The organism is Halanaerobium congolense, from assembly GCF_004366375.1.
Lineage (GTDB): Bacteria > Bacillota > Halanaerobiia > Halanaerobiales > Halanaerobiaceae > Halanaerobium > Halanaerobium congolense.
Genome location: NZ_SOEF01000001.1, coordinates 141,782 through 155,232, shown reverse-complemented (window position 1 = coordinate 155,232; position 13,451 = coordinate 141,782). Strand labels below are relative to the sequence as shown.

Sequence of the window (13,451 nt, the reverse complement as noted above, 5' to 3'; positions counted from 1 at the left end):
GAGTAATTATGCGCAAAAAGCGGCCTGATTTTATCTTATTATTTACAATATTAGCTTTAGTTTTGAGTGGTTTGATTATGATTTTATCTGCCAGTTCTATTAAAGCAGAACAGCTCTTTTCTAACAGTTATTATTTTTTTAATAATCAGCTTAAATATTTAGTTGTTGCTGTTATTATTTCATTAGTAATCTATAAATTTAAGTATGAAAAGCTAAAAAATTTGGCACCTTATTTACTTTTAATTGCGCTGGGCTCCTTAATCTTAGTTCTAATACCTGGAGTTGGAAGGATGGCAGGTGGTTCGAGAAGGTGGCTGCCTTTAGGGCCTATTAGTTTTCAGCCATCTGAATTCGCTAAATTTACTCTGGTGATTTATTTAGCTGCCTATATTGCTAAAAATAAAGAACAGATGAAAAAATTTAAAGAAGGAATTTTGCCTCCGATAATTGTGATCGCTTTAATGGCATTTTTAATTTTAATGGAGCCTGATTTAGGAACTGCTGTTACCTTATCTGCAGTTGCAGCAGCAATGATTTTTGTCGGAGGAATTAAAATTTCTTTATTCCTTATTTTAGGAGTTTCAGCTACCCTGATTTCATTTGCTGCTATATTTTCTGAAGCATATCGCCGGGAGCGCTTATTGACCTTTTTAAATCCTTGGCAGGATCCTTTAGACAGCGGTTATCATATTATTCAATCACTGCTTGCCCTGGGGTCAGGAGGACTTTTTGGAGTTGGGGCTGGAAACAGCCATCAAAAGTTTTTATATTTGCCCGAGCCTGGTACAGATTTTATTTTTGCAGTACTGGGGGAAGAGTTTGGATTAATTGGTACTCTTTTTGTTATTAGTCTTTACTTTGTACTCACCTGGCGGGGGCTTAGAATTGCGGCTCGAGTTGATGATCCATTTGCTTCAATGCTGGCGGTTGGAATAACTTCAATGATTGTTATTCAGGCTTTAATTAATATGGCGGTAGTTACATCATTAATGCCGGTAACAGGAATCACTTTACCGTTGATTAGTTATGGAGGTTCTTCACTGGTTATTAATTTAACAGCATTAGCTTTATTACTCAATATTTCTTGTTATGTTAAAGGATGATAAATTTATGAAAGCAGTAATTACTGGTGGAGGAACTGGAGGACATATCTATCCAGCTTTAGCCATAGCAGAAGAATTAAAAAAAAGAGGTTGGGAAATTTTATATTTGGGTTCCAAGCAGCGAATGGAAGCTGAAATAGTACCAAAGACAGGCTATGATTTTATTGGGCTTTCTGTTAGACCATTACCTCGAAATATTTCTTTTAAATTATTTTCTTCTTTATTTTATAACCTCAAGGCTTTTTTGAAGGCCTTAAAAATAATAAAGAGTTTTAAGGCTGATTTTGTTATCGGGACTGGAGGATTTGTTGCAGGTCCTGTAGTTTTAGCAGGGGTAATGCTTGGACGCAAAACTATAATTCATGAGCAGAATGCATATCCCGGAATAACGAATAAACTGCTGGCCCGTTTTGTTAATAAAGTTTGTTTAAACTTTGCTGAATCAGCTGATTATTTAAAAGTTAATACTCAAAAAGTTGAGATAACAGGTAACCCGGTGCGGCCTAAAATAATCAATACTGATCGAAAAAAAGCATATCAAAGTCTAAATTTAAATCCTGAATTAAAAACAATTTTAATTACAGGCGGAAGTTTAGGAGCAGAGATAATAAATCAGAATATAAAAGAGCTTTATCAATATGCTCTTGAAAATGAGATTCAAATAATCCATTTAACAGGTAGAAAAAATTATGAAAAAGTTAAAAACAATTTAAAAAGCAGCAATTTGAATTTAGAAAATCCGTTAATTAAAGTAATTGATTATTTAGATGAAATGGAATTTGCACTTGCTGCAGCAGATTTAATAATTTCCAGGGCAGGGGCAACTGCTTTAGCTGAAATAACTAGCTGTGCTAAAGCTTCTATTTTGATACCATTTGCTGCAGCTGCCGAAAATCATCAAGCTGTAAATGCTAAAACCCTTGCAAAAAAAGGAGCTGCAGCAGTTATTGAAGAATCTGAATTAAGTGGTGAGCTTTTACTAAAAAAAGTTATTGATATTATTGAAGATGAACAAAAACTGCAGTCTATGGCTGCAGCTGCAGAATCAATGTCACAGAAAAATGCTTTAAAAAATATTATTAAAGCTATTGAAAATTTGAATAAAAAAAATAATTAATTATATGACAAAACATTGAAAATTTAGGGTGATCATAATTGTTAAATAAAAATTCTCATATACATTTAATTGGTATTGGTGGAGTTTCAATGAGTGGTATAGCAGAAATTCTTGCTGAAAGAGGTTATAAAGTTAGTGGTTCTGATTTAAATCAAAGTAAATATCTTGATTTATTAAAAAAATATAAGATAAAAATTTTTATTGGTCATGATGCTGATAATATTAGAGGGGCTGATTTAATAGTTAAGACCAGCGCTATTCCTGATGATAATTCAGAGCTTAAAGCAGCTAGACAAAAAAATATTAAAATTTTAAAAAGAGCAGAAATGCTTTCTTATCTAATGAGGGATAAAAAAACAATTGCTGTTGCAGGTACTCATGGAAAAACTACTGTTACAGCTATGCTGGCAGCAATATTTAAAAAAGCTCAAAAGGATCCTGCAGTTATGGTTGGAGGATATTTAGAAGAACTGCAGGGCAACATGGCAGATGGAGCTGGGGAATATTTCATTACTGAAGCAGATGAAAGTGATGGCTCTTTTCTCTATTTTAATCCTTATTTGCTTTTATTAAATAATTTGGAGTTAGATCATCCCGATTTTTACCAAAATTTGAATGAATTTATGAATATTTTTAAAAGATTTGCAGATAAGAATGACAAAAAAGCTATTCTATTATATAATAAAGACAATGTGAACCTAAATTCTTTATTTGGAAGCAGAGCAAAAAGCAGCACCTTTTCTTTACATAATGGAGAATATACAGCTAAAAATATAGAATATAATAATTTTGAAAGCAGCTTTGATTTTTATCATCAAGAAAAATTTATTATTCAAATAAAACTTTCAGTTCCTGGGGAATATAATTTGTATAATGCTTTAGCTGCAGCTGCAGCAGCCTATAAATTAAATATTAAAACAAAGCACATTCAAGCTGCTTTAAAAAAATTCAGTGGGGTTGGCCGCAGATTTGATTTCAAAGGTAAAATTCTAAATTCCAAAGTAGATATTGTAGATGATTATGCTCATCATCCAACTGAAATCAAAGAGCTTTTAAAAACTGTAAAAAATCTTGATTATAATAAAATTCGAGTAGTCTTTCAACCACATCGATACAGCAGAACCAACACTTTTCTAGAAGATTTTAGTTATTCTTTTATTAATGCAGATCAAGTTTATTTGACAGATATTTTTGCTGCCTCTGAAAAAAATACTTATAATATTTCTGTTAAAGATTTTGCCAAAAAAATTGCAGCTAACTCTGAAGTTGAATGTAAATATGTTTCAGATTTTAATAAAATAGCAGCTAAATTATTATCTGAAGTGGAAGCTGGTGATATAATTTTAACTGTAGGGGCTGGAAATATTACTGAGTTCTCTAAACTTTTATTAGAGTCCGATTAATTATTTATAAACTCAGGTATGTGAGGGATAATAAATGGAGAAAAAATATCAAATTGTTTTAATGATTTTGTTTTTTATATTTTTGACTTTTTTATCATTTCTTTTTTCTCCTTTTTTTCATATTAGAGATTTTGTTTTTCATTCAAGAAATGAAATTAACAAAAATGAACTAAGAACAAATATTAATCAATTTTATGGAGACAATTTGTTATTTTTAAATGAGGATGATTTAAGAAGCAGCTTATTAAAACATAATTTAATTTCTTCTGTTCAAATCGAAAAGGCTTTTCCTTCAACAGTCCATGTTGTTATTGAAGAAAGAAGAGCAGTAGCCTGGTTAAAAAATAATAATAAAAAACTGATTTTTTCAGCTGATGGTATTATCTTAAATGAAAAAAGTTTAGATACTGAGCTTAAATCACCACAGATTGAGGGTTTTCCTTATTACTTTAAACAGGGAAAAATTGTTTTACCATCAGTAACTGAAGATATGTTAAAAGTTTTAAATGATTTAGAAGCTGAATTTTTAGCTAAAATTAATAAAATATTATTCCAAAATAATGTTTATAAATTATATTTAAAGTCAGGTATTGGAGTAAATTTTGGCAGAAATGAGCAGTTAGCAGAAAAATTTGCTATCTTAAATTCTATTTTGGATAATAATCAGGAGACAGAGATTGATTATATTAATTTACAGGTTGTTAAACATCCTGTTGTAAAATTCAAATAAAATTATTTTTTTAAATATGAAGGTAAATAAGTATTTATATTGAATTGATTTAAGTAAGCCCAAAGTAGATAATATTTAAATGAAATTAATAAATATTTTGGTGAGAAAGGAGGTAGACTGTTGTGAAAAAAAGAAAAATAGTTACTGGACTTGATATTGGTACTACCAAGATTTGCGCTTTAATAGCAGAGATAGGTGGAGAAAATAATGTTGAAATTATTGGAATTGGTTTAGCTCCATCTAACGGCCTCCGTAAGGGAATTGTTGTTGATATAGATAAAACCAGTCATGCAATAAAAAGCGCTATTCAAAAAGCAGAAAGAATGGCCGGCCAAAAGGTTGATTCTGCTTATGTTGGTATTGCTGGATCACATATTAAGTCTATCAACAGTCATGGAGTTGTTGCAGTTACTGGAGATGAGAAAGAAATTAAAGAAAGTGATATAAAAAGAGTCATTGATGCAGCAAGAATTATTCCTGTATCAGCTGAGGAGGATATTTTACATGTTCTTCCTAGAGAGTTTATTATTGATGGCAGTCCAGGAATTCAAGATCCTCTTGGAATGTCAGGTGTTAGACTTGAAGTTGAAACTCATATCATAAAGGGAGCATCAACATCAATTCAAAATTTAGTTAAAAGTGTCTTGAGAGCTGGTTTAAGTGTTGATGAGGTAGTTTTAGAACCTCTTGCTTCCAGTCAGGCAGTTTTATCTGAGGACGAAAAAGAATTAGGAGCTGTTTTAGTTGATATTGGTGGAGGAACAACAGATGTAATAGTTTTTCATGAGGGAAGTATAGCTCATACTTCAGTTTTGCCTGTTGGAGGTAATCATGTAAGTAATGATATTGCAGTAGGTTTAAGAACACCTGTTTCTGAGGCTGAAAAAATTAAAATCATGCATGGTTCTGTCCTACCTGATGAAATTGATGAGTCTGAAAAGATCGAGGTATTAGCAGCAAGTGGGAAAGAAAGGAAAAAACTTTCTCGTAAAATGCTGTGTCAGGTAATTGAACCCAGAATGAATGAAATGTTTAATCTTGTTAAAAAAGAAATTGATAGTGCTGGTTCTGCAGATTTAACACCAGCTGGGTTAATATTAACTGGAGGGGCCTCTTTGTTAGAAGGCTCGGAAAGATTGGCTTCAGATATAACTGAATTACCAGTAAGAATTGGAGAACCTGATTATGTCAGTGGACTGTCAAATGTTATAGATAATCCCGTATATATAAAAAAGGGTGATACTATACCACGGGCAATCTTTTCTACAGCAGTTGGTTTGATTGAATTTGCTTTAGAAAATGGAGATGCCAAAAATAGTAATGTTAGCAGTAACAGCAGTAATAATAGCAAAGAAATTGTAAGTGGATTTTTTAATAGATTAAAAAACTGGTTTAGTGAGTTTTTCTAAAAAAAATTAAACTTACTTAATATCCTTAACGGGGAGGGAAAATTAGTGTTTGATATTGGAACAGAAATTGAACAGTTTGCAAATATAAAAGTAATTGGTGTTGGTGGTGGCGGTAATAATGCCGTCAATAGAATGATTGAAGAAGGTCTTGATGGAGTTGAATTTGTAGCTATTAATACAGATGCTCAAGCGTTAATGTCTTCAAACGCTGGTGTAACAATTAGAATCGGGGAAAGAATAACTAGAGGTCTTGGTGCTGGTTCTGATCCAGAAATTGGTTATCAGGCAGCAGATGAAAATAAAGAAGAAATAGCCCAGGCGATTGATGGTGCTGATATGGTATTTATTACTGCTGGAATGGGGGGTGGAACTGGCACTGGAGCTGCTCCAGTAGTTGCTGAGGCTGCAAAAAACCAGGGAGCCTTAACTGTTGGTGTTGTAACTAAACCATTAACTGTGGAAGGTAAGAAAAGAATGAACAATGCCATAACTGGTATTGAAGAATTAAAAAGTAAAGTTGATACTTTAATTGTAATTCCTAACGATCGTTTATTAGAAGTTGCTGAAAAGCAGACAAGCTTGATGGATGCCTTTAAAATTGCTGATAATGTTTTAAGACAAGGAGTTCAGGGAATATCTGATTTGATTACTATCACAGGTATTATTAACCTTGATTTTGCTGATGTCAAAACTATTATGACAGATGCCGGTTCAGCTTTAATGGGAATTGGTACAGCTGATGGTGAAAATAGAGCAACTGAGGCTGCTAAATTTGCAATTGCTTCACCACTATTAGAAGCTTCTATTGATGGTGCTCGCGGTGTTTTATTAAATATTACCGGAGGAATGGATTTAGGAATTCACGAGGCAAATGAAGCTGCACGAGTAATTCAAGAAGTTGCTGACCCAGATGCAAATATTATTCTGGGAGCTGTAATCGATGAGAATTTAGAAGATGAAGTTAAAGTTACTGTTATTGCAACTGGTTTTGATGTTGCTCCAAAAAGGGAAGTTAAAAAGAAAGATACTGAAAATGAAATGCCGGAAGAAGAATTTGAAATGGAAAGTTTCTCTGGTGATGATCTTGATATACCAGCTTTTTTAAGAAATAAAAAAGGATAATAATAGTTTAATCCTGGTGCAATTAAACATCAGGATTTAAATTATCTTTTTCTTTTGAAGGTGATTTGAATGGCAAAAAAGAAAAATATTAGTTTTAAGCCTTTTGTATTAATTTTCATTTTAATAATTACTTTGATTATAGGAATTCAAATATTTGGTGCTGCTAGATTTGAAAGTGTTTTGGCTGCCCAAGGAGAAGTGATAGATGGATTTTGGTCAGATGTTTTGATTGTTAGAGATGAAATTCTTATTAATTCTCCAATAACAGGAAGAGTTGAATTATTAGTTGGTGAAGGTGATCGACTTGCTTCAGGTGAAAAGTTGGCAGTAATAAAATCTTCTGCTCAAAGCCAAAAAATATTTAATAAGAAGGCAGGGATTGTAAGTTTTGCTGTTGACGGTTTAGAATCAAGGCTTAATCCTAATAGTTTAAATCAAATTAACTTAAATAATTTTGATGAACTTCAAGGAAATTATAAACATCTACTTTCTGGAGATAGAATAAAAAAAGAAGAATCATTATACAGGATCATTAATAATTTCAAATTATATTTGCTGGCAGAGGTTCCGGAATCTCAATCAGATAGATTTAATATTGGGGAACTAATATTTTTAGAAGAAAAAAATACAAAAAAATTATATGAAGCAAGAATTACTAATATTAGACATAATTTAGAAAAAACATTTTTTCAAATAAAAGTTGAACAGTTCATTCCTCAGTGGATTAATAGGAGAAGAATTGAATTAAACATTATAAAAAATATTTACAGAGGAATAAAAATTCCAAGGAAAGCTGTGTTTAATCAGTTATCAGGCCAGGGAGTACTTAAGGTAACGGGATACAATAAATATGAATTTCAGGAAGTTTTTATTTTAAATGGAAATGAAGAATATGTAATAGTCAGTGGTTTAAAGATTGGTGAAGAAATTATCACAAATCCAGAAGACTTTGATTATGGCAGGGAGGCATAGTTTTAATGAAGAATGAAAAACTTATTTCTAATTTAAAGAAAGTACAGAAAAACATAAAAGCGGCTGCAGCAAAAGCTAATCGAGACTATAAAGAGATAAAACTGCTTGCTGTTAGTAAAAAACATAGTATTGATGAAATAAAAACGCTTAAACAAGCCGGGCTAAACTTTTTTGGAGAAAATAGAGTTCAGGAACTGGAAGAAAAAAATGAAAAATTACTTTCTGAAGGGATAGAGCTTGACTGGCATTTTATTGGACATTTACAGAGAAATAAAGTAAAATATTTAATGAGAATGGAAAATTGTCGGATGATTCAGTCTCTCGATAGTTTGAGGTTGGCTAAGGAAGTTAATAAAAGAGCTAAAAAAAATGATAGGAAAATACCTGTTTTAGTAGAAATTAATATTTCAGGTGATGAAAATAAATTTGGCATAACTCCAGCCAAGGCTGAGGAATTTTTGAAAAAAATTACTAATTTAGAATTTTTACAGATAGAAGGTTTAATGACAATTTTACCGTATTTAGATGATTCAGAAAAACTTCGCTCTTATTTCAAAGATATGAAGAATTTATTTGATAAACTTTCAGCAAATGTAATTCCATTAGATGAGCTTTCAATGGGGATGACAAATGATTATCAGATAGCTATAGAAGAAGGTGCAACTATTGTAAGAGTTGGAACAGCAATTTTTGGTGAGAGAGAATACTAATTATTTGGAGGAAATTTAATGTTTATTTTAGCAAGAACAATTAGCGCTATTTTTGAAATTTTGAATTTATTAATTATTGCCAGAGTTATAATTTCTTGGGTTAGACCTAATCCAAGTGATGTACGCTGGCGGAAGGTAATAACATATATATATGATATAACAGAACCAATTATAGGGCCAATTAGAGAACTTTTACCAAGTGGTGGAATTTTGGGATTGGATCTTTCGCCATTAATCGCTCTGTTTGCTCTATCAATAATTAGAAACTTTTTAATTAATATTATAATTTAAGGTGGGAATTTATGTTTGATGAAGATAAATTATTAAATCATTTGCACAGAGAAGAAGATAGAATCCTGGGTTCACATATTTTAGATAAATGTGAACAGGTATTAAAATATCATAAAACTCAAGCTACAGATTTTTTAAATCCCTACCAGCTAGAATTAGCAGTTCCTTTGATTAAACAAATTGCAGAAATTAATTATAAAAAAGAGGGAGGTTATCCTCGAGCTGAAAGAAAAAGATTGGTGATTTTTCCAGAATATCTTTTTCCTGATTTAGTGGAAAAGCAAATTAAAATATATCAGCTTGATGGTAACTTTGCCTTTCAAAGATTGACTCACAGAGATTTTCTGGGAGCTTTAATGGGCTTAGGTCTGCAGAGGAAAATGATTGGTGATATTCTTGTCCACTCAGACTTTGCTCAAATAATTACGGCGGCTGAGATTCAGGATATTATTGAATTAAAGTTGGATCAGGTGCACCAGGTCCCGGTTGAGGTTAAAGAAATTGAAGAATCTGAACTTGTAAAACCTGTAAAGCATGAAAAAGAAATAATGACAACTGTTGCTTCGATGCGATTGGATTCAGTAGCAAGTTCTGGTTTTGGAGATTCCCGCAGTAAAATGGCAAGAGATATTGAGAGTGAAAAAGTTAAATTAAACTGGAAAATAGAGTCTGATCCTGCAGCAGAAGTAGAAATTGGTGATCTAATTTCAGTTAAAGGTAGAGGCAGAGTTAAAGTTGAGGCACAAAGGGGCATTTCAAATAAAGGTAGGATTAAGTTAACTCTAAAAAGATTAACTTAAGCTAAAAGGAGGGGTACTTTGAAATTAAACCCACTAGATATTTATAATAAAGAATTTAAAAAATCTACTTTTGGTTATAATACAACTCAGGTAGATGAATTTTTAGATGATGTTGGTGTTGCTTATGAAAGGCTGCTCAAAGATTTAAACAATTTACAGGATGAAAATAGGGCTTTAAAAGAAAAAATTGAAGATTTTGAAGCGATGGAAGATCAGCTGCAGAATACTTTAAATTCGATGCAGAATACAATATCTGATCGAATTGAGCAGGCTGACAATGAGGCCAGAATGATTGTTAAAGAAGCAAGATTGAAAGCTAAAAAAATTAAAGAGAATGCTCACGATGAGGTTCTTTCAGAAAAAAGAAAATTAGAACAGCTTCGAGAACAGAGGAACTTTTTTAAAATCCGTTTTCAAACACTTTTAGAAAGCCATCTGGAAATGCTGAAAGAAGATGATCAGCAGTATTTGGGAACTGATTTAGACGATTTTAATGATGCTTCTGATTTTGAATTAGATTTAGATAAGGAAGCAGATAATAATTATAAATTAGAAAATGATTTTGCTAATAACGATGAATCAAGTCAAAATAATTAGGGTTTTTGCTGTTTTAAAAAATAAAGAATCTCTGATATTTAGAGTAAAATTTGACTTATTTTGAATGATAGTTTATAATTGAAAAAAATGTTATATAAAAAAGTGATGTTGAAGGGGACAGTATCAATTTTTAATAGTTTACAGCGAACCGGGTCTGGTGGAAGCCGGGAAACAAAAAGATTGAGAAGATCACCCTGGAGTTGATATATGAATTTATTAGTATATCCGTATTTCTGCGTTAAAGATGCTAAGATAAAATTAGTAATTTAAGTTTAATTAAATTTTTATTTACTGATTTTAATTAGGGTGGTACCGCGGTCTCTCGTCCCTTTCAGGGCAAGAGACTTTTTTTAGTTTTAATATATTTTAGGAGGTTATTAAAGCAAATGAGCTATAAAGAGACAATTAATTTGCCTAATACAGATTTTCCGATGCGGGCAAATTTGAGTGAAAGAGAAGTTGACTTTGAGAAATTTTGGGAAGAAAATGAGATTTATAAAAAAGCAGTTGAAAATAGAGAAGGAAATGAAGCTTTTATTTTACACGATGGCCCTCCATATGCAAATGGTGATATCCATATTGGTCATGCATTAAATAAGGTTTTAAAAGATTTTATTACTCGTTTTTCAACACTTAAAGGTTATTATTCTCCTTATGTGCCTGGTTGGGATACTCATGGCCTGCCAATCGAACATCAGGTTACAAGTGAGATGAGTGATGAAGAAAGAGCTGAGCTTACAGTTAGTCAGTTAAGAGAAAAATGTACTAATTATGCTTTAAATTATATTGATCGTCAGCGTGATCAGTTTAAAAGACTTGGTGTTTGGGGAGAATGGGATAATCCTTATTTGACTTTAAACACAAATTATGAAGTAAAACAGATTGAAGTATTTGGTGAAATGGCTAAAAAAGATTTATTTTATCGTGGTAAAAAGCCGGTTCATTGGTGTCCGAACTGTGAAACAGCTCTAGCTGAAGCAGAAGTTGAATATGATGATGACCGAGCACCATCCATTTTTGTTAAATTTCCGATGCTTGATGAGGTTGAAGTTGGTGGAGTTACTTTAAGCAGTAAAGACAGTTATATAGTTATTTGGACAACAACTCCCTGGACAATCCCTTCAAATATGGCAATTGCCTTTCATCCAGAATATCCATATGTTGTTGTAGAAGTAGATGGAGAAAAATTAGTGATGGCTGAAGAATTAGTTGATTCTGTAATGGATCAGACTGATATTGAAGATTATGAGATTATTAGTGAAGAGTTCAGCGGCAAAGAACTTGAAAATAAGAGAGCTAAACATCCATTTTTTGATAGAGAATCTCTTTTGATTCTTGGAGATCATGTTACTTTAGATCAGGGTTCTGGTTGTATTCATACTGCACCAGGGCATGGTCATGATGACTTTGTTGTCGGCCAAGAATATGGTTTAGAAGTTTATGCTCCAATGGATAATAAAGGTTACTTTACCGAAGAGGCTGGAGATTTTGCAGGAAAACATTATGAGGAAGCAAATATAATGGTTACTGATAAATTGAAGGAAAAAAATCTGCTGATGGATCTAAGCTTTATTGACCATCGTTATCCCCACTGCTGGCGCTGTAAGAGCAACTTGATTTTTAGAGCTACAGATCAATGGTTTGCGTCTATTGATGCAATTAAAGAAGAAACTCTGGCTGCAATTGCTGATGTTGACTGGTATCCAGACTGGGGAGAAGAGAGAATGAGCAATATGATTTCTGAGCGCTCAGACTGGTGTATTTCCCGTCAGAAAAAATGGGGTGTTCCAATTCCTATTTTCTTCTGTGGTGATTGTGGAGAAGCAGTTATTAATGATGATACCTTAGATTCAGTTAAAACTATTTTTGCAGATGAAGGATCATCTTCCTGGTATGAAAAATCTGCTGCAGAATTGTTACCGGAAAATTATAGCTGTCCACACTGTGGTGGTAAGCATTTCACAAAAGAAGAAGATATTATGGATGTTTGGTTTGATTCCGGATCCAGCCATAAAGCTGTTTTAGAAGCCAGAGATTATTTGAGCTGGCCGGCTCAGGTTTATCTGGAAGGTACAGATCAGTATCGCGGTTGGTTTAACTCTTCTCTTCTAACTGCAGTTGCAACTGAGGGTACAGCTCCCTATAAAGAAGTAATTACCAATGGTTTTACTGTAGATAAAAAGGGTAATAAGATGTCTAAGTCCAAAGGAAATGTAGTTTCTCCCCATAAAGTAATAGATCAGTATGGTGCTGATATTTTAAGATTATGGGTTGCCTCCTCTGACTTCAAAAATGATGTTAGAGTATCAGATGATATTTTAAAGCAGAGTTCTGAAGCCTATAGAAGGATTAGAAATACTTATCGCTTTATTCTAGGTAATATCAGCGACTTTGATAGTGAAGAAAATTATGTTGAATATCAAGACCGTAGAGAATTAGACCGCTGGATTATGATTCGTCTGCAGGAATTAGTTAAAAAAGTTACTTTAGCTTTTGAAAAATATGAATATCACCGGGTTTACCATGATGTTCATAATTTCTGTACTGTAGAGATGAGCTCACTTTATATGGATATTACTAAAGATCGTCTTTATACAGATGGAACTGACTCTTTAAGCAGACGTTCTGCACAGAGTACCCTTTATGATATAATGATGGCTCTTGTAGTAACTCTCGCTCCTATAACTCCACATACTTCTGAAGAGGTGTGGCAGTTCTTACCTGAGAAAATGAAGTCTGAGGAAAGCGTATTTTTAACAGATTGGCCTGAGGTAAAAGAAGATTACTATGATCAGAAGCTAACAGCTAAGTGGGATAAACTGCTTGCTATTAGAAAAGATGTTTCTAAAGCATTAGAATTAGCAAGAGCGGATAAAAAAATAGGTAATTCTTTAGAAGCAATGGTAGAACTTAATAGTGCTGATGAAGAACAGCAGCAGCTATTAGAATCAGAAATTGGCCAGTTAGCTGACTTATTTATTGTCTCTCAAGCTGAATTAAACAGTGACTTAAATCCCGAAAATGTTCATCAGGGTGAGGAAAGTTCTGTTTTAGTGAGAGTTAAAGAGGCTAAGGGAGATAAATGTGACCGCTGCTGGAAGTATGATGAAACAGTTGGCGAAATTGAAAATCATGAAGATATCTGCCAGCGCTGTGCAGATGTAATAGAAGCAGAAAAAATTAATTAAATAATTAGT

General features: G+C 32.6%; 12 protein-coding genes and 1 other annotated feature. All 12 genes read left to right on the top strand.

The features are described 5' to 3' along the window. Window positions 1-8 precede the first annotated feature (8 nt). A complete protein-coding gene (ftsW, locus tag C7954_RS00765) occupies window positions 9-1,103 on the top strand; it encodes a putative lipid II flippase FtsW (protein ID WP_073156243.1) in 1,095 nt (364 codons plus the stop codon). Further along, entirely contained in the window at window positions 1,090-2,220 is a 1,131-nt protein-coding gene (gene murG / locus C7954_RS00760) for an undecaprenyldiphospho-muramoylpentapeptide beta-N-acetylglucosaminyltransferase (RefSeq protein ID WP_243833626.1), read from the top strand. Before ftsW ends, murG begins: the two co-directional genes overlap by 14 nt. 38 nt (window positions 2,221-2,258) lie before the next feature. Then, window positions 2,259-3,623, top strand: coding sequence for a UDP-N-acetylmuramate--L-alanine ligase (gene murC / locus C7954_RS00755; protein WP_134058431.1), 1,365 nt, complete (start codon window positions 2,259-2,261; stop codon window positions 3,621-3,623). 34 nt (window positions 3,624-3,657) lie between these two features. Next, window positions 3,658-4,353, top strand: a complete 696-nt coding sequence (locus tag C7954_RS00750; RefSeq protein ID WP_073156233.1) for a cell division protein FtsQ/DivIB — start codon at window positions 3,658-3,660, stop codon at window positions 4,351-4,353. Window positions 4,354-4,475: 122 nt separating this feature from the next. Further along, on the top strand, window positions 4,476-5,762 hold the full coding sequence (gene ftsA / locus C7954_RS00745) for a cell division protein FtsA (protein ID WP_073156230.1): 1,287 nt from the start codon (window positions 4,476-4,478) through the stop codon (window positions 5,760-5,762). 45 nt (window positions 5,763-5,807) lie between these two features. Further along, complete coding sequence (gene ftsZ / locus C7954_RS00740; protein WP_089719348.1) at window positions 5,808-6,884, top strand: cell division protein FtsZ; 1,077 nt, start codon at window positions 5,808-5,810, stop codon at window positions 6,882-6,884. A gap of 69 nt (window positions 6,885-6,953) precedes the next feature. Next, entirely contained in the window at window positions 6,954-7,856 is a 903-nt protein-coding gene (locus C7954_RS00735; RefSeq protein ID WP_089716488.1) for a biotin/lipoyl attachment domain-containing protein, read from the top strand. Window positions 7,857-7,861: 5 nt separating this feature from the next. Next, window positions 7,862-8,566 (top strand): YggS family pyridoxal phosphate-dependent enzyme, encoded by a 705-nt coding sequence (locus tag C7954_RS00730; RefSeq protein WP_073156223.1) that lies wholly within the window; start codon window positions 7,862-7,864, stop codon window positions 8,564-8,566. Window positions 8,567-8,584: 18 nt separating this feature from the next. Continuing rightward, complete coding sequence (locus C7954_RS00725) at window positions 8,585-8,857, top strand: YggT family protein (protein ID WP_073156220.1); 273 nt, start codon at window positions 8,585-8,587, stop codon at window positions 8,855-8,857. Window positions 8,858-8,868: 11 nt separating this feature from the next. Further along, entirely contained in the window at window positions 8,869-9,657 is a 789-nt protein-coding gene (locus C7954_RS00720; RefSeq protein WP_089716487.1) for a YlmH family RNA-binding protein, read from the top strand. Window positions 9,658-9,675: 18 nt separating this feature from the next. Then, on the top strand, window positions 9,676-10,254 hold the full coding sequence (locus C7954_RS00715) for a DivIVA domain-containing protein (protein WP_089716486.1): 579 nt from the start codon (window positions 9,676-9,678) through the stop codon (window positions 10,252-10,254). A gap of 99 nt (window positions 10,255-10,353) precedes the next feature. Continuing rightward, window positions 10,354-10,587 (top strand) — a binding site (T-box leader). A 53-nt stretch (window positions 10,588-10,640) separates the two neighbouring features. Beyond that, window positions 10,641-13,442, top strand: coding sequence for an isoleucine--tRNA ligase (ileS, locus tag C7954_RS00710; RefSeq protein WP_134058428.1), 2,802 nt, complete (start codon window positions 10,641-10,643; stop codon window positions 13,440-13,442). Window positions 13,443-13,451 lie beyond the last annotated feature (9 nt).

What these genes read in the sequence shown, in the direction of transcription:
- ftsW (WP_073156243.1), top strand. Translation starts at nt 9, where the DNA reads ATGCGCAAAAAGCGGCCTGATTTTATCTTATTATTTACAATATTAGCT.
- murG (WP_243833626.1), top strand. Translation starts at nt 1,090, where the DNA reads ATGTTAAAGGATGATAAATTTATGAAAGCAGTAATTACTGGTGGAGGA.
- C7954_RS00750 (WP_073156233.1), top strand. Translation starts at nt 3,658, where the DNA reads ATGGAGAAAAAATATCAAATTGTTTTAATGATTTTGTTTTTTATATTT.
- C7954_RS00735 (WP_089716488.1), top strand. Translation starts at nt 6,954, where the DNA reads ATGGCAAAAAAGAAAAATATTAGTTTTAAGCCTTTTGTATTAATTTTC.
- C7954_RS00730 (WP_073156223.1), top strand. Translation starts at nt 7,862, where the DNA reads ATGAAGAATGAAAAACTTATTTCTAATTTAAAGAAAGTACAGAAAAAC.
- C7954_RS00725 (WP_073156220.1), top strand. Translation starts at nt 8,585, where the DNA reads ATGTTTATTTTAGCAAGAACAATTAGCGCTATTTTTGAAATTTTGAAT.
- C7954_RS00720 (WP_089716487.1), top strand. Translation starts at nt 8,869, where the DNA reads ATGTTTGATGAAGATAAATTATTAAATCATTTGCACAGAGAAGAAGAT.
- ileS (WP_134058428.1), top strand. Translation starts at nt 10,641, where the DNA reads ATGAGCTATAAAGAGACAATTAATTTGCCTAATACAGATTTTCCGATG.